Raw genomic sequence first — 26,140 nt, 5'->3', positions numbered from 1 at the left:
ACCTTATTCAGCAATGGCTGCTTCGTATTCAGCTGCGTCTACCAAGTCTTCAATACCTTCGTCGTCTGTGATCTGAACCTTGACAATCCAGTTTGCATAGGCGTCTTCGTTAATCGCTTCTGGTTCATCGTCTAAATCTTCGTTGGATTCCAGAACCTTAAAAGCAAACGGCGCTTCCAGTGGAGAAGCCTTCTTGCCGGATTCAACAACCGAGAATTCATCACCGCGTTCAAATTCGTCGTCTTCTTCTGCCAGCTCTACGAATAAGATATCACCCATTTTATCCTGTGCAAAATCCGTAATACCAATGGTTGCTACATTATCATCGATCGCAACCCAAAGATGTTGTTCCTTGTCGTATTTTAATTCCTGTGGTACGTTCATGGTTTTTTCTCCTTAAATATTGTATATTTTGATTTTAATATATCACGATAACGCCGCGAGTTCAAGTTAAAAAAGAACTCTCTTTTAAAAAAGGCTCTCTTTTTGAGAGAGCCTCATTTAATTATTTATGAACGGATTTTCCGTGTACGTCGTGCAATGCTTCCATCAGCGCTTCGGACAGCGACGGATGCGGATGAATAACATCGCCAACCTGTTCAGCCGTTAAGCCTAAATGCACTGCCAGACTCAGCTCAGCCAGCAGATCGGTTGCGTGCGGTCCTACAATGGATGCGCCAACAATCACGTCGTTGTTGTCCACAATGACTTTTACAAAGCCCTGGATTTTGCCAATGGCCTGTGCTTTACCCAAAGCTCTGAAATCAAAGGTTCCGAGTTTATACTCAACGCCCTTCTTTTCACAGTCCTTTTCAGTTAAGCCAACGCCGGCAACTTCTGGTTCGGTGTATACGCAGCGCGGTACCGCAGCATAGGCGACATGCTTGTCTGCGCCCATGGCGTTTTCAACCGCAACGATGCCTTCCTTGGAGGCAACGTGTGCCAGCTGGGCCGTCGCAACGATATCCCCGATGGCATAAACGCCGGGGACGGAGGTTTCCATCTTGTCGTTGACAACAATGCGGCCGCGTTCGTCCACTTCAACCCCGGCATCCTGTGCGCCCAGATTGTCCACAAAGCTGCGGCGGCCAATGGCGACCAGCATGATTTCTGCTTCAACAGACTTGCCGTTAGCTAAAGAAGCTTTAACGCTATCGTCAGAAACTTCAACTTCAGCCACACCTACGCCGGTGTGCACTTTGATTTTATCCTTTTTAAACTGACGCAGAAGCTGTTTGGAAACATCTTTGTCTTCGTTTGGAAGAATCTGTTCCAGTGCTTCCACAATGGTTACCTTTGTACCCATGCGGCTTAAAAACTGGCCGATTTCACAGCCAATAACACCGCCGCCGACGATAATAATGGACTCTGGAGCTTTTTCCAGATCCAGCACTTCGTCGGAAGTGATGACTTTTTTGCCATCATATTTGAACATACCCGGGCTTACCGGAACAGAACCGGTAGCCAGAATAATCTTATCTGTTTCAACCGTTTCAGTTGAGCCATCTTCTTTGGTAACTTCAACAGTATTTTTATCAATAATTTTGCCCGTACCCTTGATCAGGTTCACCTTGTTTTCTTCAAACAGGAAATGAATCCCCTTGATCAGGCCGTCTTTTACTTTATTTTTACGGTCTACAACGGCTTTGTAATCAACGCTGACAGTACCGTCAATGTTAATGCCAAAATCCTTAGCGCTCTCCACAGTTTCCAGAACATCGGAAGCTGCCAGGAAAGCCTTTGTTGGAATACAGCCGCGGTTTAAACAGGTACCGCCGACTTCGTCTTTTTCAATACAGGTAACTTCTGCACCCAGTTTTGCAGCCATAATAGCGGCTTCATAACCGCCCGGGCCTGCACCTATTACAGTAATTCTCATTCGTCCACTACTCCTATAAACCAGCTATGTCCAGAATCTTCGGTACGTTTTCTTCTGCGCCGATGGCCATGATATGCGCACCGTCGCACACGCCTTCTTCCTTCAGCTGAGCCACAAATTCGCCGGCAATCTTAATGCCTTCAGCGGCCTTGTCTTCAGCTTCGGTCAAACGTTCAATTAAAGCGTCCGGCACAGAGATGCCCGGCACGCTGCGGTTCATGAATTTTGCCATACCCGCAGATTTAAGTGGAATGATGCCTGCCAGAACATAGCAGTCCATGTCTTTGGTCAGTTCCTTGAATTCACGCATCACTTCAATATCAAATACACCCTGTGTCTGGAAGAACTTAGCGCCGGCTCTGATTTTGTTGCGCATTTTGATCAGCTGTACTTCAACCGGATCAAAAACAGGGGTAACACAAGCACCCAGATAAAAATCCGGAGAGCCCTGCAATTCATTTCCGGCTAAATCCTGACCGCTCATCAGTACTTCGGCAGTCTGTAGAATGGATACAGAGTCCATTTCAAATACCGGCTTGGCTTCTGGGTTATCGCCAGTGGTGGTGTGGTCACCGGTTAACGCCAGCATGTTTTTAATGCCGAAATGCCCCGCTGATAACATTTCACCCTGGATGGCGATGCGGTTGCGGTCACGGCCAGTCATCTGTAAGATGGGCTCAAGGCCTTTTCTTTCAAGCTCTACACACATAGCCAGCGAAGATGCCTTAACGGCAGCAGACTGGAAATCTGTAACGTTAACGCCCTGCACACGGCCCTTTAACAGATCCGCAATTTCTAAAATATGACTGAAATCAGTCCCTTTTGGTGGTGCCATTTCTGCAGTAATCGCAAATTTACCGGCTTCTAATGTCTGTTGTAATAAACTGCTCATCTTATTCACCATCCTTTTCCTGATCTCTTAAATTAATCGTTCTTGGGTAAGCAACCTTTTTATAGCCGCGCAATGGCTGAATTTCTTCAAGTAACTCTTCCTTACCCTGTTCTTTCAATTTTTTATAAATTTCAATCCATGCACAGTCATTTTCAGGAATAACTTCACATTTGCCGTCTCTGGAGCCACCGCAAGCGCCGTTTAATAAAGACTTGCCGCAGCGGGTAATCGGGCAGATTGCAGCGGTTCTGCCAAGTACACAGTCGCCGCAGGTTTTACACATTTCTTCAAAGATACCATTGCGGACGGTTTCGCCAACGAACATGGTGTCATTGGCCGGGTAGGTTTCTTTTTTAACCCCCTTGGCAACAGTCTGAACACCATCGCCACATGCCATACACAGTACAGCATCTGCATCGGCCAGCTCACCTTTGATTTCTTTTAATTCTTTTTTGTTTAAAAGCACGTTACATGAAGTTGTTAAAACCTTGGTTGCCAAAACTTCTTTACCTTCGGCCTCCAATGCAGCTTTCATGGCTTCAACTTCTTCTTCTCCACCGGTTTTACAAACTGTTGCACATTCAGAGCAACCGGTGATGACCACTTTTTTTGCGTCCTTTAAATATTCTAATACATCTTCAAAAGATTTCTTTTGAGAAATAATCATTTTTTACTTCCTCCGTCTATATTTAATCCGCCCGGAGAGAAATTCTCCCGGGCTTTGTTCCAGTCCTATAAATTGTTCTGCTGTTTGCAGGCCTTGATAACATGCTGTGCCAGAAGAGCGGTGGTAATCGGGCCCGTTCCGCCGCCGCAGCCAGGTGTGGCAGAGGTGATCATTGCAACCTTATCCAGACAGTCAACGTGGGCATCACCTGTACGGATCTTTTTACCTTCTTCATTTAATACGAATTCACCGTTTTCGTCTTTCATCTGAGACATTGCAACGTCAACCAGAATACAGTCTTCGCTTAACATATCCGGTTTAACCAGGCCATAAATACCAGCAGCTGTGACAACAATATCTGCTTTCTTTGTATAAGACGGTGTGTCTTTTGTAAATACATGGCACATGGTTACAGTTGCGAATTCATTGGTCAGCATAATGGCCAGCGGTTTCCCAAGAACGTTTGAGTTATTGATGATGACAACATCTTTGCCCTTAACATCAATTTCATAATGCTTCAGAAGCTCCATAACGCCTTCTGCTGTACATGGGAAGAAACCTCTTTCATCCGCAATCATTAATTTACCAAGATTCGTTGGGTTTAGAGCATCCGGGTCTTTTTCCGGGCTTAAGATATATTTGATTTCTTCTTCGTCCAGCTGTTCTGGAAGCGGTTTAAAAATCAAAACTGCATGGATGTTTTTGTCATCATTAAGCGTTTTTAATTTTGCCACAAAATCTGCCTGTGTTACATCTTCAGGGAATTCTACAGATTCTACCTCGATGCTTGATTTGCCCATTCTGGTAATGATGCTCTTTTCATAAGAAATAGACCCTGGATCTGCGCCAACGCGCATAATTGCCAGTTTAGGCTGAACACCTCCGGCAATCAAGGATTTTGCATCCTCCAGAACCTTTGCTAACATGGACTCACTTACTTCTTTACCACTTAATAATTTTGCTGCCATAATTTTCTCCTGAATTTATTTTTTGAATTTAAGTTTTAAGACAACTGTTTTTCCACTTCGGCGTAAACAGTGTCGCAAATTGCAATACCATCTTCCAGCATAGGCTTCAGCTCATTTTCAACAGAAACCACATAAGCTCTGTCCTTCATAGTCTTAATATTGATTAAAACGTTCAGCCAGCCGCTGATCATCGCTGCCCGCAGGCATTGCACCCCAACGCCCACGTCAGAAATAGCCAGAGCGGAACCCTTGTGGACAAGTTCTTCGTGAAGCTTAATACTCTTATAGCATACACGAACAATCTCAATGGGTACGCCGCAGGCTACCTTTGTACATTCTTCCATTACTTCTGCCTTGTGTGCCTTCTGCTCTTCCGTTTCTGTCGGGAGGCTGTAAGCCTTGGCCAGAGGCGCGAAATTTTCGGCATCCTGATCAATCATTGCCATGAGCTGATCCTGTAATGCCTGAGCTTCGCCAAGAATTCTCTGGATATCTTCTTCATATTCAGCGTATTTTTTCTTACCGGTGGTCAGATTGCCGACCATTCCTGCCAATGCCGTACCAATAGCGCCTACCAGTGCCGCTGCACCGCCACCGCCCGGAACAGCACTTTTACTGTAAAGTACTTCGACAAACTCTGTACATTTTTTGTCTGCGATTCCCATAGTGTTTCCTCTCAAAATTTATGTTCTTCATTAAGGTTCACATTTTTCATAAATAATTTTGTCTGAAAATGCGAATGGGGAGGAGTCGAACCCCTCCCCCAGACTGCCAGTGTAGCAAAAGCAGCCAAATTTGTTATTTAATTATGTATTTCAGCTTTCTAGAACAAGCCGGAGATTACGCCATTTTCATCAACATCAATACGTTCTGCTGCAGGTTCTTTTGGCAAACCAGGCATTTTCATGATTTCGCCGGTTAAGCATACGATAAAGCCTGCACCTGCAGAGATACTTGCCTGACGAACAGTAATTCTGAAACCAGTCGGACGGCCCAGTTTGGTCTGGTCATCTGTTAAGGAGTACTGTGTCTTAGCCATACATACCGGAACTTTGTCGAAGCCCAATTTGGTTAATCTTGCAATTTCAGCATCCGCTTCCGGAGTATAGTCTACGCCGTCAGCGCCGTAAATCTTAGTCGCAATGGCGTTGATCTTATCTTTGATGCTCATGTCATCTTCATAGGAGAACTGGAAGCTGTTTTCGCCTTCTTCACAGAGGCGGATAACTTCATTGGCAACTGCGATACCGCCTTCGCCGCCTTTTGCCCATACTTCGGACAACGCAACATTAACGCCAAGTTCTCTACATTTGTCTTCTACTAATTTTAATTCTGCTTCGGTATCTAATGGGAAGCGGTTGATTGCAACTACTGCAGGTAATTTGTAAACCTGAGTAATGTTTTCAACATGCTTCAATAAGTTTGGAAGACCTGCTTCCAGAGCTTCTAAGTTTTCGTTATTTAATTCATCTTTTGGAACACCACCGTTGTATTTCAGCGCTCTTACGGTTGCGACAATAATAACGGCGTCCGGTTTCAAACCTGCCATACGGCATTTGATGTCCAGGAATTTTTCTGCGCCTAAGTCTGCGCCGAAACCAGCTTCTGTTACAACATAATCAGAAGCAAAATGCATTGCCATCTTAGTAGCGATTACAGAATTACAGCCATGAGCGATGTTTGCAAATGGTCCACCATGTACAAAAGAAGGCGTTCCTTCCAGTGTCTGTACCAGATTTGGTTTCAAAGCATCTTTTAATAAAGCAGCCATTGCGCCGTTAGCTTTTAACTGGCCAGCGGTAACCGGTTCATCATCGTAAGTATAGCCGACAATGATACGACCCATTCTATTTTTCAAGTCAACAATGTCACTTGCCAGACAGAAAGCCGCCATGATTTCAGAAGCAACAGTAATGTCAAAACCATCCTGACGGACAGCGCCATCACCTTTTTTACCAAGGCCATCGACGATGTTACGTAACTGACGGTCATTCATGTCGACGCAGCGTCTCCATGTAATTCTCTTAGGATCAATATTTAATTCATTTCCCTGATGAATGTGATTATCAAGCATTGCAGCTAAAAGATTGTTGGCTGCACCAATCGCATGGAAATCGCCCGTGAAATGCAGATTAATGTCTTCCATTGGAACGACCTGAGCGTAACCGCCGCCAGCAGCGCCGCCTTTAACACCAAAAACTGGTCCTAAAGAAGGTTCTCTTAAGGCAACGAGTGTGTTTTTACCCAATTTAGAAAGAGCGTCTGCAACACCGATCGTTGTTGTCGTTTTCCCTTCACCAGCAGGAGTGGGATTAATTGCAGTTGTTAAAATCAATCTTGCTTTCTTTCCGGTTTCCCGTTTTAACAAATTATAATCGACTTTAGCTTTATATTTACCATATAATTCTAAGTCATCTTCTGTTAAACCTAACTTGGCAGCAATCTCACGAATGTCTAGTGGTTTAGCTTCCTGTGCAATTTCGATGTCTGATTTGAAACCCATTTTTAAATCCTCCAATACTTTGATAAATTTTTAACATTTCTTACTTCATATTCTAAAGCATTTTACGAAAAAAATCAAATACAAAGTAAGATAAATTTTGTTTTTTTTAAGGCTGTTTAGCGTTTACACTTGTATATTCCTGTATTACCTGTATATGCTTATATATACAAACTTATAACAAAATATATTTGTTTATATATGTTTACATGAAATTCAATATTGTATATTCATGTACTTATATGTAAATAGTTGTATATACAGATTTGGCTAAAAAAAGAACTCTTCGACCAACCATATTTTAAATATGGTTAATCTCATTTTCATATTCACATTTCCGTCAGCGCCTCTCACTATTTCCCTTGGTATAAAGACTTGACGTTTACAATCTGCCCGCCGATTATGTCTGGGTACTATTATATATAATATGCCACTTCTTGCTTATGGTTAAATCATACCACGTAAAAAAAAGCTTGTCAATGCTTTTATAGCAATATTTTAAAATAAATTACCTTTAGATTGATAGATAAATATCAAACAAACTTATCGTAAAAATTTCATGAAAACGATTTTGAAAGAAAAAAATTAAAAGAGACAAATCGACAAATAACAGCCCGCCAATGTTGTCTCTCTTAACTAAGAAATGTTATATACTTAAAATTCATCAAGTATCAGCACAATTAAAAGTAGGATAGGTTAAAAATTATTTCGCCTGAACCGGTCCAATCTTACCTTGTCTGAAAGCTTTGCTGTATTTTCTGCAAAGTCTGTCGTTTCCTAATAAAGCGTCTGTTGCGAAAATAGCGCCCATCATGTCGCGGCTTGTCGGATCCATAACAGCAGAGTCCATACCTACAAACATGGATAAAGTCATAAAATTCTGATTCATTAATTTTCTGGCTGGTAAACCGAAAGAAATGTTGCTTAAGCCTGAAGTAATATGAATGTCAGGATAGATTTCTCTGATTCCTTCGATTTCCGCTTTGAAGTTTAAGAAAGAATGGTTTTCTGTTGATAAAGCCATTACACATGGGTCAATATGAATTCTGTTTGGTGTCAGATTATGCTTTTTAGCTTCTTCAACCATCATTTTTGTTAATTCAACTTTCTTTTCAACGGTGTTTGGAATACCGGCGTTGTCACAGGTCATGGCAACCAGTTCCCATGCTGGATCTGCATCGTCAAATAATGGTAAAAGAACATCCATTTTGTTACCTTCGCCGGAAACAGAGTTTACCAGGCCTGGTTTTTTACATAATGGGAAAACAGCCTTTAAAATTTCAGGGTCCGGGCTGTCGATACACAGTGGTGTTTCAACGGCTTCCTGTACAATGTCCATCATCCATTTCAAAGATTCCAGTTCAATTTCAGGAGCTGTACCAGCACATACGTCGATGTAGGTAGCACCGGCTTCTGCCTGAGCTATTGCTCTGTCTCTAATGAATGCTTCGTCTTTTTCTTCAATGGCTTTTTTAACCACTGGAATCGCACCGTTCAGTTTTTCTCCAATAATAATCATCATAATCCTCCTCTGACAGCGTTTACTTCGCCGCTACTCAAATAAATGTACATACAAGTCTTACCTGTATATACAGATATATCATATACATAGGGTACCACGTTCAGAAACCGTTGTCAATATTTTTTCACAAATTGTTTAAAATTTTACCCTTTCTTCCTGAACCCCTAATTTTTCTTATTGCAAATTTAAGGAATCCGTATTGTAAAATCGGTTATGAAAGCGTATAATTAAAACGATTAAAGATGATGTTTACCTGTATATACATAATTTTCAATATTAATTAAAGGAGATTTATCATGCGTGTATTGTTCCCATTACTTGAGGAAGAGATAGAAGTGTCTCAGGACAGTTTGGTTTCTGATGTCTGTGCCTCTATCGGCCTGCCATTAAACCTTGTCTGCGGCGGAAAGGGGCGCTGTAAAAAATGTCTGGTCAACGTTAAGGAAAACGGAGAAATGAAAGAGGTACTGGCCTGCCAGTACTCTGTTTCTGACGGGATGGAGATTTATGCTTCCCGTGAGCAGGCTGCCAGCCAGATCCTTGAAACCTCATCCAACAGTGATCTTCCTTTTGACCCTATCGTAAAATGCTATTCATTAAATTATACTGATCTTGTTACGCCTATGTGCACCTATGATCTGGACGTTCTGCGCAAGCTCATACCACAGACCCTTGACACGCCGGATTATTCTGTTTTAAAGCATTTTTCAGAAATTTACTTTTTGGAGGGGTATGAAAAACTACATGTTATTGTCTCTGGCAACAAGATTATTGATTTTATTCCTTCAAATGAAGCTGAAAAATCTGTTTACGGTATTGCCTTCGACATTGGCACCACCTCTGTTGTCGGGTATCTCTATGATATAACAAGCGGATGCCTGCTAAACCAACACTCGATGTTAAATAAACAAATTGCCTTTGGAGGGGATGTTATCAGCCGCATTGACTATGCCGGTGAAGGGCCGGAAAGTCTCCACAAAATTTACGAAGCTATCATGGAAACTCTGGCTGAGATTATCACTCAGGTCTGTAAAAAGGCTTCTGTCGATACAAACGATGTTTACCAGACGGTTTATTGTGGAAACAGTACCATGGCTCATTTATTTCTGGAGCTTAATCCAAAGCATCTTGGGCTGGCGCCATTCCTCGGATTCTGTAAGGATGCCGTATCACTTAAAGGTATGGACACACCTCTCCCGATTAACCCCAAGGGCACGGTTACCTTTATGCCTTTGCTCGGCGGTTTCGTAGGGGCAGATACCACCGCGGTTCTTTTAGGCCTACCACGCGATAAAAAAATGCGGCTTATGATTGACCTTGGCACAAATGGCGAGATCGCCGTTGGAAACTGTGACAAATACTATGTCGCTTCCACCGCATGCGGACCTGCTCTGGAGGGTGCAGGCCTGACCATGGGAATGCGCGGTACCACCGGAGCCATTGAAAAGGTTGGTTGCGAAAACGGTAAAATCACTTATTCTGTCATCGGTAAAACAGCTCCCCAGGGCTTCTGCGGCTCCGGTATTGTCGATGCCATTGCCATGCTGTTCCGTGAAGGACTCATCGCTAAACGAGGTAACTTTATTAAAGGCGACGCTTTAGACGCCCATCCCATGAAAAACCGTTTTGGCGTGGATGAAAATAATCAGCGGTATTTTAAAATTGTAACAGCCAGCGAAAATCCTGAAGGCAAAGACATTATTATCACGCAAAAAGACGTCCGCGCCGTCCAGCTCGCAAAGGCTGCCATTTACACTGGCTGCTGCCTGCTTTCCGAAAATTATGGCATCAAGGGCAGTGATCTTGAAGAAATCGTCATTGCCGGCGCCTTTGGAAACTACATTGATGTTCACAATGCGCAGTTTATTGGATTACTGCCCAAAATTGAAGGTGTCCCTGTACGTTCTATCGGCAATGGCGCAGGCACTGGCGCACAGTTATATTTACTGTCGAAGGAAGAGGCTGATATCTGCAATGCTATTCCAACGATCACCACCCATATCGAGCTGGCAACTGATCCAAAATTTGTCGATACCTATATGATGAATACCATGTTCGGGGATAATGTGATGATTTAATCCTGAATACAAAAAAGACGAAGCTAAGTGCGCTTCGTCTTTTTATTTCAGTCCAGGTTTCTCTTCACGGCTGCTTCCTCAATCCCGGCAATAATCTCATCGATACCTTTCTGGTAGTCCTCCAATGTTTCTTTCCAGTGCATCATGCATTCTAGTCCGGCGGATGTAATGGAAAAGACTCTCTTTCCCATGTTTTCATTGTCTGCAATGTCAATATGCGAAACGATGAGTCCCTGCTGCTCCATATTTTTAAGGGTTCTGTAAAGACCAGAGGCATCCGGTTTTTTATCCTTCCACAAATAAGTGCCGGACAGCTTTGATAAAATACTGTAGCCGTGGTCGTCCTGTTCTGAAAGAATAGTCAGGATCACAGGCTGTATAAAACGGGTCAGTGTTCCACCCTTGCAGGCGCACACTCTCTTAATACTTTTCATTCGATTCCTCCATTATTGGATTAAGTCTTATGCTTGCTAATAAGAGTATACGCTATTTATAGATTTTTGTAAAGATCCATACAGCCAAAAAAGCTCCGGCGCTCCGGAGCTTTTGTAAAATCAATTAATGACTTTATTGTCCATGATATAGGATGCTACCGCATCTGTTGTTATAACCAGCGTTTGTGTGTACTGATTTTCCAGTTGTTTTTCTCTTAATTCCTGTTTGTCAATTTTTGATATTGTCAATGTTTGTTCAGGCAGCATACTGACGCCGGTCAGGCTGCTGAGCCTACCCATCTCTCTGAAAAACAGGAAACCGAAAAGACTAAACATAATGACAGCTATCAAAGCCAATGTTACATAAAATGGACCGGTCTTCTTTGCGGGTTTCGTTTCCATTAAAATGCCCCCCTTTCAATCATTAAAATATATATCCAAAACGATTGACTTTATTCACAGAGGGTATTTATCTATTCTACTGTCAGAGTATTTGCCAGACGGGCAAAATCTTCTCCGGTCAGGGTTTCTCCACGCACGCCTGGAGCTATTCCACATTTTTCAAGGGCGTCAAGCAAACGCTCTTTCGGGTAATCTGTGTTCATTTGCAGACCATTGATCAGTGTTTTTCTGCGGTTTAAAAACGAAGCCTTTACGATCTGAAAAAAAAGTTTCTTATCGGACACCTGAATGACCGGCTCCTGTCTCTTTTTCAGTGTAACGACAATGGAATCTACCTTTGGCCTTGGCATAAAAACCGCAGCGGGCACATAAAAGCTGATTTCTGTTTCGGCATAGAACCTGGCCGCAATGGTCAGTGAACCGTAGGCTTTTGTGCCAGGTTCCGCACAAAGCCGTTCGCCCACTTCTTTCTGGATCATAAAGGTCATCTGTTCAATGGGCAGGTCTGATTCCAGAAAACCCATAATAATCGGCGTGGTAACATAATACGGCAGATTTGCAACAATTTTTAACGGATTTTCCTGCAGGTCCGTCTGAAGTAATCCTGGAATATCTGTTTTTAAAATATCTCCCTGAACAATCTCAACATTATCATAGTCCTCCAGGGTTTCAGCCAAAACAGGAATCAACTTCTTGTCTATTTCTACAGAATAAACTTTTCCGGCGGCTTCGGCCAGCACCTGAGTCATGGTACCGATCCCTGGCCCTACCTCCAATACAGTGTCACTTTTATGCACGTTGCCGGCTTCTACAATTTTTCGCACGATATTTTCATCAATCAAAAAATTTTGTCCATAACGTTTGTTAAAATGCAGATCATATTTATTTAAGATCCCCTCAATTACCTTTGGGGAGGTCAGTTTTTCCATGTGTTTCTCTTTCCAGCCAGGACAAAAGCCTGTCTTTCTTATTTTCTTCGGGGTACTCATAAACTCTCTTCAACAGCCGGGTCAAGCTCTCCTTAATCTCTTCTCCCTGATAGCCTCTGTCCGTCAGATCTTTTCCGCCAACGGCCAGCTCTCTTAAAGTCATAGGCTCACGGTTTGCGATAATCCGGCGGTACACCCGTTGACTTTGTTCCGCTGCACGTTTAATGGAAGGGTCTCCATCCCAATAGGCCAATCCGTCCTGAAAAGCCAGGAAGTCCTCCGCATTTTCCATTCCGATATCTGCCAGTGCTTCCTTAAAACCCACAATATCCTGGCTATCCGCCACTACATGGTGACAGTAGGCGTAAGCCAGTTGTTTTTCTTTATTGGAATAGCGCATTTCCCTGAGAAAAACCTTCCGCTCTTCCGGAAACATATTTAGCAGAAGCGATGCCAGCCGAAGCGGCACCTTTTTAGGCAGATACCCCATAATTTCAAAGCCGTCGATAAGATAATCCTCGCACCGTTTCCAGTAATCTGGAACCATGCGGTTTAACAGATCGCCCAGAAGTTCTGTTTTTATGAGAAGATACCCGCCCCAGGCTACTTTCTCACATAGCATGATCCGGGTGAGCTCCTCGCGTATCCGCTCAATACTGACACCCGTCGTATCCGGATCATCCCGGATAGCGTAGCGGGTTTCCTCGTCCAGCTCCATGCGCTTTTCAGCCGCAAGGCGGATACAACGCCATTTTCTCAGACGGTCTTCCTCAAAACGCCTTCCAGGATTGCCAATACAACGAACCATGCCCTTCCTGAGGTCTTTAAGTCCGCCGACATAATCAAAAATACAGCCGTGTTCATCCATTAATAAGCCATTAATGGTGAAGTCACGGCGTCTGACATCTTCTCTCACGTCACCAGTAAACAGCACCTCATCAGGATGACGGCCATCACCATAACCGGCCTCCCTGCGAAAGGTGGTGATTTCATATACTTTTCTGTCTATAATAACGCCAATGGTCCCAAAGCGTTTGCCGACGATGATGGTGTGCTCAAACCAGCTCTCCACTTCGTCCGGCAGGGCATCGGTCGTGAAATCATAGTCGCTCGGGGTTTGGCCCAGAAGCATATCACGGACGGCTCCCCCCACAATATACAGCTGCTTATGGTGTTCTCTGAAAACTTGAAATAAGGTTTCGATTGCTTTTTTCATTACATTTTATTCTTTACGATGGTCAGAATATCGGTGGTATGATCCACCATATAGGTGGGATTACAGCGTTCCAGGGCTTTGGGCGTGTTATACCCCCATTTTACTGCCACCACGTCCACACCTGCCCGGTGGCAAGATTCAATATCTCTGGTTTCGTCGCCAACGTAAAGCAGTTCCTCCTTCTTAAGATCATATTTCTTAAGAACTTTTTTTATTTTCTTTTCCTTTGACAGAAGCGCTGAGCACATAATAAAATCAATATCTTCCTCCAGCCGATAATGCCTTAAAAAAGACTGTACTGTTTTTTCGATATTGGAGGTCAGTATCCCCCGGTATTCAGTGATCTGGGTGAGGTCGTCCATGAAGGTTTTTATCTCCGGATAAAACGCCCGTATATCTTCCATGGTTGCCCGCATCCTCTTCTGGCCCTCGCTCAGGACTCTTGGCAGTTTATAAAAAGGAATATCCACAATTTCCATAATTTCTTTTATATGCAGATTTTTTATATGCTGCAGCTCTTCTTTTGTGATTTTTCGATATTTGTACTTTTCAGCCATATCGTTGTATATATTGAAGGTTTTTTCCTCTGTATCGGCTAAAGTACCGTCAAAATCAAAAACCACACATTTATAAGCCATTCTGTTCTCCTTATATTTATCTGGCCTTTTCTACCTCATTTTTTATAGTTCTTTCTGTACATCCGTTTATCATCGACCATTTTTCTTCTGAGCTTGTCGTCAAAAAAGTAATAATCGATGGAGGTATCCAGCCGGGCGCAGTTCATGGCCGCGTCAGCAAAGCGCTGAAGGTCCTCTTTATTCTGCGCATTTTCGGGATATTTTGCCACGCCAATCTGGCCGCCTATCGTAAAGGTCATTCCCTCCACAACACAGGGTTCGTTGAGGCATTCAATAATCTCGATACAAATCGGCTCAATTTTTTCTCTGGCGTTACGGTTTGGCAAAAAAAGCACCAGCAAATCATCGCTATGGCGGGCCAGAAGACCATAATGGCCTACGCGGTCGCTCAGCTGCTCACATACCTGTTTAACCAGCTGATCTCCAACCTCGTAGCCATACAGATCGTTAATTTCATGGTAATTGGTCAACGATATATTGAGCAGCGCCATATGTTTCCCAGGCTTTCCGGCATTTTTTGCAAAATAGCGGGTGAGAACCTGGCGCAGCTTAAGCCGGCTGGCGAGACCCGTAATGGGTTCATGATAGGCAAGGTATTCAAACTTATTGCGGTATTCCACGCCTTCTGATACATCCAGCCCAACACTGACACAAACACGACGGTTATCAAAATATGACAACTCTCTCGTGTTCCAGTAGATCCAGCGGATTCTGCCCTCCTTGTCACGAAGGTCAAGGGGTCTGCGGTAATTTCTGTCCTTATTGGTATGGCGCTGGCCAACACGGCCAAAAATTTCTTCTGCGGGCTGGCCGATGAGGTTTTCTCTTGACTGACCAGTCAGTTCTTCAATGAACGGATTCACTTCCAAAATATTATTATTTTCGTCGGTCGTTAATACCAGCATATCCGAATTATCCACAACGGCTTTTGAATACTGGCTTTGAAAATCCAGGTTATCTCTGAGTTCCTTTTCCTCCGAAATATTCTGGACGATCCCGATGGTGGACAGGTGCTCATTTTTGCTGGAAAAAGTATGCCGGATACGGTTGAGCACATCCACGACTTCGTTTTTAGTTGTGATAATGCGGTGATGAATATCCACCGTCTCCTGATTCTGGAACGCGTCCAGAAAGGCTTTTGTTACTCGTTCCTGGTCGGCCGGGTAAACCATTTTAAACAGAATGTCCAGATTTGGTTTAATTGTATTAATTTCATAACCCAAAATGTGATAAAGCTCTCTGGACCAGACAATTTCCTTATTCTGGTGGTTCAGCTCCCAATAGCCCATGCGGGCAATATGCTCGATCTCCACCAACTTGCTCGCCTGCTCTTCAATATAAGCTTCACGTTCCTGAAGATTCTTTTCATCTCTGGCCACAATGCCATAATATACCCTTTCGCTGAAAATAAAGCGGTGAATTTCAACTGAAAAAGGTATGACAGAACGATCCGGCATATAGTATTTTACCGAAAGCGTATAGGTGCTTCCCAAATCAAAATTAAGCCGCATATTCGATTTATGCTCTTCATAATCAAAATCTGTATGAAACCGCTGATAATTCTTGCCGACAATCTTATCAGCCGAGCGCCCATAATATTCCTCCAGCTTTTTGTTGACACGGAGGATCGTGCCGCTTTCATCCAGAAGGATCACACAATCCGATACCATATTGAGCATGGTTCTGATCAGGTCTACGTCCAGGCGATACTGTTCCTTTTGCTCAAGGTTTTCTTTTTTTAAACGGTAATTGTAATAGAAAAAGCCAGTTATAATCAAGGCAATGATCAACAGCCAGAGGCTGATATTGCCAATCAGGTTGAATATTAAAAATGTATCCATAAAATCTTCCTCGATTTTCTGTACTCATGCGCCAATCCAAACTCTCTTTATCTATTTTGCACCATCATTCACTATTTTTCAATATAAAACTGAGTTGCCTTAGAGATTTTATGATAAAATAATAATATCCTGAGTATACCATACTCAAAAAAGATTAAATTTTCCTAAGAATATTGACGTTTTATAAAATAAATGTTATTATATCATCACATTACTTTATTGCGCTACCGCAATAAATTGCTGGAGGAAAGCAATGCTAGAAAATTATACGATCGATGGCTTTGAGAATATCCAATATCAAGGCTATCCCGCACTGCAGAAAATAGAGAATAACCTGGGACAGCTTTTTGAGCTGTACGGTTACCATCCCATATCGACACCGACCTTTGAGGCCTATGATCTGTACGCTGCCGAGGATTCCATCGCCAGCGATGATCTGTTTAAACTTGTCAACCATCAGGGGAAGGTGCTGGCCCTTAAGCCTGACGCTACGCTGGCTGTCACCCGCATGGCCGCCATCAATCACCACGATCCCGACGAAATAATCAAATTTTCATATTTAACCAATATTTACCGTAGCTTCGCATCACCGGAAAGCGTTAAAAAGGAAATGACTCAGATGGGCGTTGAATACTTTGGGAATAACAGCCCTGAGTGTGATGGCGAGATTATCGCACTGGCCATCGAGTCCCTTTTGTCTAACGGCATCGAGGACGTCCATATTGATCTCGGACACGTCGGCTTTATCAATCACCTGATGGATGAGCTGGCCTTCAGCCCTAAGGAAAAAACCCAGCTGTTTAAATACATCGAAAACAAAAACATCGGCGATATCGGCGAATTTTTAAACCGCAAAAACCTTGATGATAAAGTCGCAGCTATTATTTTAAAATTACCCAAACTTTACGGCGAACCACAGCAGGTTTTCAAAAAAATGGAATCACTCTGCATAAATGACGCCATGAAATATGTGGTGGATAAGTTAAAGGCCATTTACCGCCATCTGGAGGTTACAGGCTATGCCCGGTATATCTCCTTTGATTTAGGTTTCACCAATCAGATGAACTACTATTCTGACCTTATCTTCAAGGGCTATATCAACAATTGGGGTGAGCCAGTGATCAACGGCGGCCGTTACAACCATTTATCTGAAAAATTCGGCATTTCCCGTCCAGCCTGCGGCTTTGGGATCGATCTGTTGAAAATGATGGAGTATATGGAGCAATACCATCTGATGCCCCAAACTGAAAAGAAAAAAAACGTTATTCTCTATGCTCCGGAGGACAAATGTGAAGGGTATAAAAGCGCAGAGATTCTGCGTCAAAAGGGACAGCCCGCTGAATTGTTTGTCTTAAAAACCACTCCTGAGGAATGTGTCGCTGCTCTTTCTCGAAACGCACTCTATCAGGATGCCCATTATTATTTGATCCGCGATCAGAAGACCTACCGTTTTACTGGTCAAAGCTTTCAAGCCATTGACAGCATCATCGAAGCAGAGGTGAACTAAGATGCAGATACGTTTAGCTTTAGCCAAGGGCCGCGTGGCCAGAAAAGCCATCGAGCTCTTACAGAAAATTGGATATATTTTTGAAGATTATGACGAGAAAAGCCGGAAGCTTATCTTTCAGGATACCACCGGCGCCATTGAGTTTTTCCTCGTAAAATCTCCCGATGTTCCCACCTACGTGGAAAAGGGGGCGGCGGATATTGGTATTGTCGGTCGGGATGTTTTAATGGAGCACCCTGCCAATGTTTATGAGCTTTTAAATCTGGATATTGGCCAGTGCAAAATGTGCGTTGCTGGCTTTAAGGATTCCAAGCCCCAGTTTGGAAAAAAACTGGTGGTGGGGACAAAATACCCGGCCATTGCCAAAAATTATTTTAACAGCAAAGACGAGCCTGTTGACCTGATCAAGATCAATGGTTCAGTGGAGCTGGCCCCTCTTTTAGGGCTGTCAGACTGCATTGTCGATATCGTGGAAAGCGGCAGCACTCTGCGCGAAAACGGTCTGGTAGTGCTGGAAGAAATCTGCGATATCAGCTCACGGCTCATTGTCAATAAGGTCAGCCTTAAAACCAAGGGCGCCATGATTGACCCGATTATTGAAAGGTTTGAAACCAACCTTTCGATCAATTAAGGAGAATCTCCATGAAAACTTACACATATAATGAAAGCATTAACAATCTCGATACGCTTCTCAAGCGTGACGAGGGTGAGAACCAGGAAATCCGAAGCCGGGTTCTGGAAATCATTGATACCGTCAAATCCCAGGGCGACGCGGCGCTCATAGACTACACTGAAAAATTTGACGGCTGCCGCCTGAAAGCCCTGCGTGTTACCGACACCGAAATTCAGGAAGCTTTTGAGCTGGTAGGACCGGAAATGGCCGCTATTATTGAAGAAGCGGCAGGAAATATCCGCGCTTTTCATGAAAAGCAAAAGGAAGAAACCTGGATGTATAATCCCAGTCCAGGCATAACCCTCGGGCAGCACATCACTCCGCTGGAGAGGGTCGGCCTCTATGTGCCCGGCGGTAAAGCTGCGTATCCTTCCACGGTGCTGATGGACAGCATCCCGGCCATTGTCGCCGGTGTCGATTCCCTGGTCATGGTAACCCCTCCGGGAAAAGACGGAAAAATCAACCCGAATATTCTGGCCGCCGCCAGAATTGCTGGCGTTCATGAAATTTACAAAGTAGGCGGTGCACAGGCCATCGCCGCATTAGCTTACGGAACCGAAAGTATTCTGCCCGTAAATAAAATTGTAGGCCCTGGAAATATCTATGTGGCTACTGCCAAAAAAGAAGTTTTTGGCAAAGTTGCCATCGACATGATCGCGGGCCCCAGCGAGGTATTGATTCTGGCTGATGAAACGGCCAATCCTGTTTACGCTGCTGCTGACCTGCTCTCACAGGCTGAGCATGATGAAATGGCCATGCCGATTCTGGTCACCACCGACGCCGATTTTGGCGAGAGGGTCATCGCTGAGGTTTACCGCCAGATTGAGGCTGACCTGGGACGTAAAGAGATCGCCCGAAAATCAGTGGACAACTACGGTTTTGTCTTTTTGGCAGAAAACTTAGACCAGGCCTTTGAGCTCTCCAACGCCATCGCGCCTGAACATATGGAAATTCTCTTGCCTGAGCCAATGCAGTACCTGGAACGTGTCCGCAACGCCGGCGCTATTTTCCTCGGGAGCTACACCCCTGAGCCGCTGGGCGATTATTTCGCAGGGCCAAATCACACCCTGCCAACCTCCGGCACCGCTAAATTTTCCTCGCCCCTTGGCGTTTATGACTTTATGAAAAAATCCAGCATTCTCTCCTATTCCGAGAATGCTCTGGAAAAGGTTTATAAAAAGATCGCTGCCTTTGCCCGCTCCGAAGGGCTTGACGCCCACGCCAAATCCGTGGAGCGCCGCTATGAAAACAAGTAAAGGAGTCTGCCATGAAAAACTTTGCGCGTAAATGTGTTAAAGATCTTGAAGCCTACAAGGTCGAAGCCCCGCAGTATGATATTATTCTCAATGCCAACGAAAACCCCTGGGATTTTCCTGAAGCGCTGAAAAAGGAGCTCTGCGATGAGATTATGAAGACACCGCTGAACCGCTACCCAGAAGCCTGCTTCCCAGAGCTTCTGGGTGAACTCTCAGACTATACTGGTGTACCAGCTGACCAGATCATCTGCGGCTCTGGCTCAGACGAGCTTATCGCCATGATCAACCAGTCCTTTATGAATCCCGGCGATACGGCCGTCACACACACGCCCTCCTTTGCCATGTATCAGATCTGGACAGCCATTGCCGATGGCCAGTTTGTGGGCGTAACCGATAAAGACGGACATATCCCAGACGTGGAGGGCATTATTTCCGCCGCCAAAGAAAATGACGCCAAGCTCATCTACCTCTGTAATCCCAACAACCCCACCGGCTACCTGTTCCCGCGCTACGACATTGTCCAGATACTTGAAGAAACTAATGCTCTGGTCATTCTGGATGAGGCTTATATGGAATTTAAGGGCAGCACCCATGTGGATCTCATCGAAAATTATCCAAACCTTCTGGTTTTAAGAACACTTTCCAAGGCCTTTGGTATGGCAGGCATCCGTTGTGGCTACTGTCTTGGCAGCAAAACGCTTATCGATGTGATGTATAAGGTCAAATCGCCTTACAATCTCAACGTGCTCACACAAAAGGCAGCCGTCATCGCCCTTAAAAATCGCGAAAAGCTTCTCGACCGTCTGAAAACACTGAATGCTGAGCGCCATAAAATGTACAAGGCACTGCGTGATATGCCGCTGGATTCACTTTACCCTACTGCCTCTAACTTCATTTACTTTGAAACCAGTAAAGGCGAGGCAATCTATGAAGCCATGAAAAAAAATGGCATCCTCATCAAATTTTTTAAAGGAAACGAAGCGATGCCTGCCAGTATCCGGCTGTCTATCGGCACCCCTGAAGAAAATCGGAAAGTACTTGAAATATTGAAAAAGGTATTATAAGATGGAAAGAAAAATCACATTAACAAGAAAAACCTTTGAAACTGACATTGAACTGACCCTGAACCTCGACGGTACCGGCCAGTGTGATGTCTCCACAGGCGTTGGCTTTTTTGATCACATGATGACCCTGTTCACCAAGCACGGCCGCTTTGATCTGACTCTGAAGGCAAAGGGAGACGCCGTAGATAACCACCATGTGCTGGAGGATATCGGTATTCTTCTCGGAAAAGCCTTTGCCGAAGCCCTCGGTGATAAGGCCGGTATCACCCGCTACGCTTTTCAGTTTACCCCCATGGATGAGGCCCTGTGCCGTATCTGTATCGACATCAGCGGGCGGTCTTATCTGGTTTATGACGTCCCGCTGACACGAGAGTACATCGGCGAATTTGAAACCGAGATGCTGGAAGAATTTTTTATCGCGTTTGCAAACAACAGCAAAATGACGATCCATGTGGCTTCGCTTTACGGCCGTAACAACCACCACATTGTGGAAGGAATTTTCAAATGCTTTGGCCGTACTCTGAAACAGGCGGTCACCATTGACCCCAACGTTAAGGGCGTGCCGAGCACAAAAGGAGTTTTGGAATGATCGCAATCATTGATTATGACGTAGGCAATTTAAAAAATGTCTACACCGCGTTAAAGGATGTGGGGCTGGAAGGCGTGATCACCCGTGACCCAAGGGTCGTGGATAACGCCGAGGCCATTATCCTTCCAGGGGTCGGCGCTTTCAGCGACGCCATGGATCACCTCAGACAGTTCGACCTCATCGACTGTCTGAACAAAAATGTGCAGTCCGGCAAAACCCTCATGGGTATCTGCCTGGGCATGCAGGTTCTGTTTGATAAAAGCTACGAGGACGGCAAGTGGACAGGTCTCGGCTATATTCCCGGAGAGATCGTCAAGTTTGACGCGCCGGGGCTCAAAATTCCGCACATGGGCTGGAACAATCTCATCATCAACCGCGATGATCCTCTGGTCAAGGGTATCGGCGGCGAGGATTTCGTCTACTTTGTCCATTCCTATTACGCACAGCCAAAAAATTTTGACGATGTCGTCGCCTATGCCGATTACTCTGTTAAGGTACCAGGCATTGTCCGGAAAGAGAACGTCATCGGCATGCAGTTCCACCCTGAAAAAAGCTCAAAGGTCGGAACCCAACTACTCATGAATTTTAAGGAGAATCTCAAATGATTATATTCCCCGCCATAGATATTAAAAACGGAAAATGTGTCCGCCTGAAGCAGGGTGTTAAGGACGATGAAACCATTTATTTCGACAACCCTGTGGAGGTCGCCAAACGCTGGGAATCCGAAGGCGCCGAATACCTTCATCTGGTAGACCTTGACGGCGCCTTTGACGGAAAGCCCCAGAATCTGGAGGTCGTCAAAAACATCGTCAAGGCGCTTGATATCCCGGTCGAGCTCGGCGGCGGTATCCGCGATGAAGAAATTGCAAAAATGTATGTGGATATCGGTGTCAGCCGCATTATCATCGGGACACAGGCTGTGAAGGATCTTGGCTTTATCGAAAAGCTTCTGGCTTTGTATGACGAGAAGGTCTGCGTTTCCATTGACGCCAAGGACGGCATTGTCTGTACAGAGGGCTGGGTAGAAAGCAGCAATATTGAAGCGCTGGAGCTTGCCGCCAGACTGGAGCGTCTGGGCCTGTCCACCCTGGTGTACACCGATATCTCCAAGGACGGCATGATGAGCGGCCCCAACTTCGACATGCTAAATGTTCTCAACCTGCATCTGAACATGGATATCATCGCCTCCGGCGGCATCGCCTCTGCCGGGCATCTCAAAAAACTGGAGGAAATGAACCTTTACGGCGCCATTACCGGCAAAGCCCTGTATGAGGGCACCATCGACCTGGCCGCTTATCTAAAAGGAGAATGCTGAAATGCTGACCAAACGTATTATCCCCTGCCTGGACGTGGACCACGGACGGGTAGTCAAGGGAAAGAAATTTAAGGATATACAGGACGTAGCCGACCCGGTAGAGCTGGGGCGCTATTACTCTGAGCAGGGCGCAGACGAGCTCGTTTTCTACGATATTACTGCCTCCTACGAGGAGCGGGATATCTTTATCAATATTGTGGAAAAGGTGGCTGAGGCTATCCGCATCCCTTTTACCATCGGCGGCGGCATCAGCCGGGTGGAGGATTTCCGTAAGGTGCTTATGGCCGGGGCGGACAAGGTCTCTGTCAATTCCTCGGCGGTTAAGAATCCCCAGCTGATCCGCGACGCGGCCCTCAAGTTCGGCAACCAGTGCGTGGTGCTCTCCATCGACGCCAAGCGCAACGGCAGCGGCTCCTGGGATGTCTATGTAAAAGGCGGCCGTGAAAACACCGGCATCGACGCCATCGAATGGGCTAAACGCGGCCAGGAGCTGGGCGCAGGCGAAATTTGTATCAACTCCATTGACACCGACGGTGTTAAGCGGGGCTATGACCTTGAGCTCAACCGCAAGCTGTCTGAAATTCTGACGATTCCCGTCATTGCCTCCGGCGGAGCGGGTGAAAAGTCTCACTTTTCAGAGGTCCTGGAGGCCGGGGCCGACGCCGCCTTGGCCGCATCGGTTTTCCATTATAAAGAGATACCTATTCCTGAGCTAAAGGCTTATCTGGCCGGCGAGGGCATCGCGGTAAGAAAATAAAATCTAGGAGAAACAAAATGAACAATGCTATCGAACTGAAATTTAACCACCATGGTCTGATTCCGGCAGTCCTTCAGGACTATTACACTCGTCAGGTACTCATGGTGGCTTACATGAATAAAGAAGCTCTAGACAAGACTCTGGAAACCGGCAAGGCCACTTTCTGGAGCCGCAGCCGCAAAGAGCTGTGGACAAAAGGCGAGACCTCCGGCAACTACCAGGAGGTCGTAGCTATCGACTATGACTGCGACGCCGACACACTGCTGGTACAGGTACTTCCAAAAGGCCCTGCCTGCCACACAGGCGAGACTTCCTGTTTCTATCGTAACCTATACACCAATGAAGAAAAAGCTACAGGAAATATGGATATTATTCATAAGCTGGCCGACCAGGTACAGGATCGCCGGGAAAACCCAGTGGAAGGCTCATACACCAACTACCTCTTCCGGGAAGGCGTTGACAAAATCTGTAAAAAGATCGGTGAAGAATCCGCAGAAACCATCATCGCCGCCAAAAACGATTCAAAGGAAGAACTCACCTACGAGGCCTCCGATTTACTTTACCACCTGACTGTGCTCTTAAACAACCAGGGTGTGACCTTTGACGATTTGTTTGTAGAATTGACTAAACGGCATAAATAAATTATATTAAAAAGAACCTGAAATTAAATTTTTCAGGTTCTTTTTAATTTTGTTATTTTGAATTTTTGTTTAAGACAACGCTTCAAGACTTTTGTTATAACGCCGCATCAAAACCGCGACCATAACAGCGATAACCAGCTCTGTTATGGGCATTGCAAACCACAGCGCTTCCGCGCCGAACAAGACGGGCAGCGTATAAATAAGCAGCCCGCTCACCACCATTCCACGCAAGACAGACACGGCAAGGGACGCCTTCGGCTTCATGATAGCCTGGAAATAATAGGTCGAATAGATATTATAGGTTAACAGCAAGAAGGAAATAAAATACTTCCGCATGATATCAGGCGCTATGGACAGCACCTCTGGCGTCGGGCTCATAAAGAGGCGGATAAGCGGCTCTGGCAGGGACATGGTCAGAGCCGTCCACAGAACACTCAGCACAGCGACTGTAATCAGACTAAAACGCAGTGTTTTCCGGATGCGGTCTTCCATCCCTGCGCCGTAGTTCATGGAAATGATGGGCTGAGCTGCCTGCCCCACACCGTAAGCACAGGCCTGTACCAGGGTGTTGACATTGATAATGACGCCGTAAACCGCCAGTGCGGAGCTGCCGCTATATCTCATAATCTGGTTATTGAACATCATGGATAATATCCCCATGGCAATATCAATAAAAAAAGTCGAAAATCCTGTGATCACAATCTGACGGGTCATATGACCAAAGCCCACAGGCCTCTCAAATCTGAGACGGCATTTTTTGCTTAGAAAGTGGCTGCATAAAATAAAGATTGACAGCACCTGTCCCAGAGCTGTCGCCAGACCTGCGCCGCTGATCCCCATGTCACATACAAAAACAAAAATATAATCGCCGATAATATTAAAAACACCTCCGGCCATAACAGCCATCGTCGCCGTTGCTGGCGCATTGTCATTTCGTATAAAGGCGGCCAAAAACTGCCCGAACACAAACAGGGGCGCCACAAATTTTATCCAGAAAAGATATTTGCCTGCCAGCCCAAGGAGCAGATCATCCGCACCGAACAGGCGCAGCAGTGCATCCTGAAAGAAAATAATACCCAGCCAGGAAAAAAGGGCAGCGGCGGTAACACCGATGAAAGCCATTGTATAAAAGCTGTTTCCCCGGCGCTCATCTCCCGCGCCCTTTGCCGCGCTCATCAAAACTGAACCGCCGATACCAAACAACAGACCCAGACTATAAATAATATTCCAGACAGGCGCCACTGTCGCCAGTGCTGCCACGCCGTTTGGCCCCTCATACTGCCCTACCATTACGCAGTCCACCAATGAGTAAACCGATACGATCAGCGCGCTGCCAAAGGACGCGAACAGGTATTTAAAGTATATCTTTTTCAGATTTCCTTTTAGTAAATCCATTATACTGCTCCTCTATTTTCTAATATTCCCGGAAACGAAAAAAAGCTGGATAAAATGGTATCAACCATCTTATCCAGCATATCAATCTTACAGACTGTACACCCTCCGATGAACGCCTTTATTTTAGCAAAAGGGTTTTGGAATGTCAATATAAAATGAAGGGTTTATTCAAAGGGAATGACAATTTCCGTCATATATTTATTTTCATTTCCTTTAAAAATGACGCCGGGTCCTTTTATGTATATCTCCCTTGATGGAATCAACAGCTTCAGACCCTGCGCCTTGGAATAATCCAGCAGCGCCTTGTAAGCGTGATTAAAGTGGCTGTAGCTTCCCTGGTGTATGGTCGAAACAGCACGCTCCACTGCCGGGAGTGTCTTACACTCAATTCCCGCGGCTTCAATGTAGCGCTTGACAGGCACACAGATTTCTATATCCGCTTTTTCCTGGTAGGCTTCATTATAGTACAGATTAAATGGAATACCGCTGGCGCTCCCCTTCACCGCTTTATATATTCTGGCGATATACTTCCCCACCTCACTGTAAAGTCCCTGATAGCGAATCGATGCAACCATTACGGGCTCCAGACGTTTTACTTCAATTTTATACTGCATATGGCTTTCCTCCTGGCCGACTGGCTCAATATAGAGGGAGATTTCTTTCAGCAGTTCCTTTTCCTTTTCAATTTTATTCTCGATCATAGCTTTCTTTTCTTCCAGAAAATAAGTCAGATCTGCATCCTCGTCAAAGTTTTCCATGACGTCCCGCAGTTCGGAAATGGAAAAATCAAAGGATCGCAGCAGCGCAACCAGCTGTGCCCGTTTGAAATCCTCCTCACTGTAGTAGCGATAGCCATTCTGGCTGTCCCGATGAGATGGCGCCAGGATTCCCTGCTCGTCATAATAGCGCAGCGCCTTGACCGTTAAATTGGTTATTTTTGAAAATTCACTGATTCGGTACATGATTCTCACCTCATA

The 26,140-nt window shown here is 45.1% G+C and carries 26 protein-coding genes; 10 read left to right on the top strand and 16 right to left on the bottom strand.

Annotated elements, in window-relative coordinates; translation table 11 throughout:
• Positions 1-3: 3 nt before the first annotated feature.
• The 8 genes from gcvH to DW091_RS00410 all read right to left on the bottom strand — a co-directional run bounded on the left by gcvH (position 4) and on the right by DW091_RS00410 (position 8,425).
• Positions 4-384 (bottom strand): glycine cleavage system protein GcvH, encoded by a 381-nt coding sequence (gene gcvH, locus DW091_RS00445; RefSeq protein WP_058693223.1) that lies wholly within the window; start codon positions 382-384, stop codon positions 4-6.
• A 121-nt stretch (positions 385-505) separates the two neighbouring features.
• Complete coding sequence (lpdA, locus tag DW091_RS00440) at positions 506-1,879, bottom strand: dihydrolipoyl dehydrogenase (RefSeq protein ID WP_058693222.1); 1,374 nt, start codon at positions 1,877-1,879, stop codon at positions 506-508.
• A gap of 13 nt (positions 1,880-1,892) precedes the next feature.
• The gene (locus DW091_RS00435) at positions 1,893-2,771 is read right to left on the bottom strand and encodes a methylenetetrahydrofolate reductase (RefSeq protein WP_058696320.1); all 879 of its coding nucleotides are present in this window, start codon (positions 2,769-2,771) and stop codon (positions 1,893-1,895) included.
• 1 nt (position 2,772) lies between these two features.
• Complete coding sequence (locus tag DW091_RS00430) at positions 2,773-3,438, bottom strand: methylenetetrahydrofolate reductase C-terminal domain-containing protein (RefSeq protein ID WP_058693221.1); 666 nt, start codon at positions 3,436-3,438, stop codon at positions 2,773-2,775.
• 65 nt (positions 3,439-3,503) lie between these two features.
• Positions 3,504-4,406: a bifunctional 5,10-methylenetetrahydrofolate dehydrogenase/5,10-methenyltetrahydrofolate cyclohydrolase gene (locus DW091_RS00425; RefSeq protein WP_013378713.1), complete on the bottom strand. Its 903-nt coding sequence runs from the start codon at positions 4,404-4,406 to the stop codon at positions 3,504-3,506.
• Between the two features lie 35 nt (positions 4,407-4,441).
• Positions 4,442-5,071, bottom strand: a complete 630-nt coding sequence (locus DW091_RS00420) for a cyclodeaminase/cyclohydrolase family protein (RefSeq protein ID WP_058693220.1) — start codon at positions 5,069-5,071, stop codon at positions 4,442-4,444.
• Positions 5,072-5,229: 158 nt separating this feature from the next.
• A complete protein-coding gene (locus DW091_RS00415) occupies positions 5,230-6,909 on the bottom strand; it encodes a formate--tetrahydrofolate ligase (protein ID WP_058693219.1) in 1,680 nt (559 codons plus the stop codon).
• 700 nt (positions 6,910-7,609) lie between these two features.
• A complete protein-coding gene (locus tag DW091_RS00410; RefSeq protein ID WP_013378710.1) occupies positions 7,610-8,425 on the bottom strand; it encodes a methyltetrahydrofolate cobalamin methyltransferase in 816 nt (271 codons plus the stop codon).
• Between the two features lie 299 nt (positions 8,426-8,724).
• On the opposite strand from DW091_RS00410, the gene DW091_RS00405 reads away from it, so the two are divergent.
• Positions 8,725-10,506 (top strand): ASKHA domain-containing protein, encoded by a 1,782-nt coding sequence (locus tag DW091_RS00405; protein WP_074617870.1) that lies wholly within the window; start codon positions 8,725-8,727, stop codon positions 10,504-10,506.
• A 47-nt stretch (positions 10,507-10,553) separates the two neighbouring features.
• Here DW091_RS00405 and DW091_RS00400 read toward each other — a convergent pair whose 3' ends face one another.
• The 6 genes from DW091_RS00400 to DW091_RS00375 form a co-directional block, all read right to left on the bottom strand.
• Complete coding sequence (locus DW091_RS00400; protein ID WP_118517105.1) at positions 10,554-10,940, bottom strand: PadR family transcriptional regulator; 387 nt, start codon at positions 10,938-10,940, stop codon at positions 10,554-10,556.
• Positions 10,941-11,060: 120 nt separating this feature from the next.
• Entirely contained in the window at positions 11,061-11,342 is a 282-nt protein-coding gene (locus DW091_RS00395) for a hypothetical protein (RefSeq protein WP_118517104.1), read from the bottom strand.
• A gap of 71 nt (positions 11,343-11,413) precedes the next feature.
• Positions 11,414-12,271 (bottom strand): 16S rRNA (adenine(1518)-N(6)/adenine(1519)-N(6))-dimethyltransferase RsmA, encoded by an 858-nt coding sequence (rsmA, locus tag DW091_RS00390; RefSeq protein WP_118517103.1) that lies wholly within the window; start codon positions 12,269-12,271, stop codon positions 11,414-11,416.
• Positions 12,240-13,487 carry a hypothetical protein gene (locus DW091_RS00385; RefSeq protein ID WP_118517102.1) on the bottom strand — a complete coding sequence of 416 codons (1,248 nt, stop codon included), beginning with the start codon at positions 13,485-13,487 and terminating at the stop codon, positions 12,240-12,242. Before DW091_RS00385 ends, rsmA begins: the two co-directional genes overlap by 32 nt.
• Positions 13,487-14,125: an HAD-IA family hydrolase gene (locus tag DW091_RS00380; RefSeq protein WP_058693213.1), complete on the bottom strand. Its 639-nt coding sequence runs from the start codon at positions 14,123-14,125 to the stop codon at positions 13,487-13,489. The genes DW091_RS00385 and DW091_RS00380 overlap by 1 nt, the downstream gene beginning before the upstream one ends.
• A 35-nt stretch (positions 14,126-14,160) precedes the next feature.
• Positions 14,161-15,966, bottom strand: a complete 1,806-nt coding sequence (locus DW091_RS00375; protein WP_096920519.1) for a PAS domain S-box protein — start codon at positions 15,964-15,966, stop codon at positions 14,161-14,163.
• Positions 15,967-16,219: 253 nt separating this feature from the next.
• Between DW091_RS00375 and hisZ the strand changes: the two genes are divergently transcribed.
• Genes hisZ through hisIE form a run of 9 tightly spaced genes read left to right on the top strand, consistent with a single transcriptional unit; the run spans position 16,220 to position 23,768 of the window.
• Positions 16,220-17,473, top strand: coding sequence for an ATP phosphoribosyltransferase regulatory subunit (gene hisZ, locus DW091_RS00370; protein WP_118517101.1), 1,254 nt, complete (start codon positions 16,220-16,222; stop codon positions 17,471-17,473).
• A 1-nt stretch (position 17,474) separates the two neighbouring features.
• On the top strand, positions 17,475-18,104 hold the full coding sequence (gene hisG, locus DW091_RS00365) for an ATP phosphoribosyltransferase (protein ID WP_058693210.1): 630 nt from the start codon (positions 17,475-17,477) through the stop codon (positions 18,102-18,104).
• Positions 18,105-18,115: 11 nt separating this feature from the next.
• Positions 18,116-19,402, top strand: coding sequence for a histidinol dehydrogenase (gene hisD, locus DW091_RS00360; RefSeq protein ID WP_118517100.1), 1,287 nt, complete (start codon positions 18,116-18,118; stop codon positions 19,400-19,402).
• An 11-nt stretch (positions 19,403-19,413) separates the two neighbouring features.
• Positions 19,414-20,466 (top strand): histidinol-phosphate transaminase, encoded by a 1,053-nt coding sequence (hisC, locus tag DW091_RS00355; RefSeq protein WP_096920522.1) that lies wholly within the window; start codon positions 19,414-19,416, stop codon positions 20,464-20,466.
• 1 nt (position 20,467) lies between these two features.
• On the top strand, positions 20,468-21,055 hold the full coding sequence (gene hisB, locus DW091_RS00350) for an imidazoleglycerol-phosphate dehydratase HisB (protein WP_058693208.1): 588 nt from the start codon (positions 20,468-20,470) through the stop codon (positions 21,053-21,055).
• Positions 21,052-21,660, top strand: a complete 609-nt coding sequence (gene hisH, locus DW091_RS00345; RefSeq protein ID WP_118517099.1) for an imidazole glycerol phosphate synthase subunit HisH — start codon at positions 21,052-21,054, stop codon at positions 21,658-21,660. Before hisB ends, hisH begins: the two co-directional genes overlap by 4 nt.
• Positions 21,657-22,370: a 1-(5-phosphoribosyl)-5-[(5-phosphoribosylamino)methylideneamino]imidazole-4-carboxamide isomerase gene (hisA, locus tag DW091_RS00340; protein WP_058693206.1), complete on the top strand. Its 714-nt coding sequence runs from the start codon at positions 21,657-21,659 to the stop codon at positions 22,368-22,370. The genes hisH and hisA overlap by 4 nt, the downstream gene beginning before the upstream one ends.
• A gap of 1 nt (position 22,371) precedes the next feature.
• Positions 22,372-23,127: an imidazole glycerol phosphate synthase subunit HisF gene (hisF, locus tag DW091_RS00335; RefSeq protein WP_058693205.1), complete on the top strand. Its 756-nt coding sequence runs from the start codon at positions 22,372-22,374 to the stop codon at positions 23,125-23,127.
• Positions 23,128-23,144: 17 nt separating this feature from the next.
• A complete protein-coding gene (gene hisIE, locus DW091_RS00330; RefSeq protein ID WP_058693204.1) occupies positions 23,145-23,768 on the top strand; it encodes a bifunctional phosphoribosyl-AMP cyclohydrolase/phosphoribosyl-ATP diphosphatase HisIE in 624 nt (207 codons plus the stop codon).
• A 69-nt stretch (positions 23,769-23,837) separates the two neighbouring features.
• Here the strand turns inward: hisIE and DW091_RS00325 are convergent, their stop codons facing one another.
• Together DW091_RS00325 and DW091_RS00320 are read right to left on the bottom strand one after the other, a co-directional pair.
• On the bottom strand, positions 23,838-25,163 hold the full coding sequence (locus tag DW091_RS00325; RefSeq protein WP_096920524.1) for an MATE family efflux transporter: 1,326 nt from the start codon (positions 25,161-25,163) through the stop codon (positions 23,838-23,840).
• Positions 25,164-25,327: 164 nt separating this feature from the next.
• Positions 25,328-26,125 carry a MerR family transcriptional regulator gene (locus tag DW091_RS00320; RefSeq protein ID WP_074617860.1) on the bottom strand — a complete coding sequence of 266 codons (798 nt, stop codon included), beginning with the start codon at positions 26,123-26,125 and terminating at the stop codon, positions 25,328-25,330.
• Positions 26,126-26,140: the final 15 nt, after the last annotated feature.

The sequence above is a fragment of the Eubacterium sp. AM05-23 genome (assembly GCF_003477535.1).
In the GTDB taxonomy this organism is placed as follows: Bacteria; Bacillota; Clostridia; order Eubacteriales; family Eubacteriaceae; genus Eubacterium; species Eubacterium maltosivorans.
Note: the sequence above shows the minus strand (reverse complement) of the source record. Positions and strands in the feature narration are given on the sequence as shown.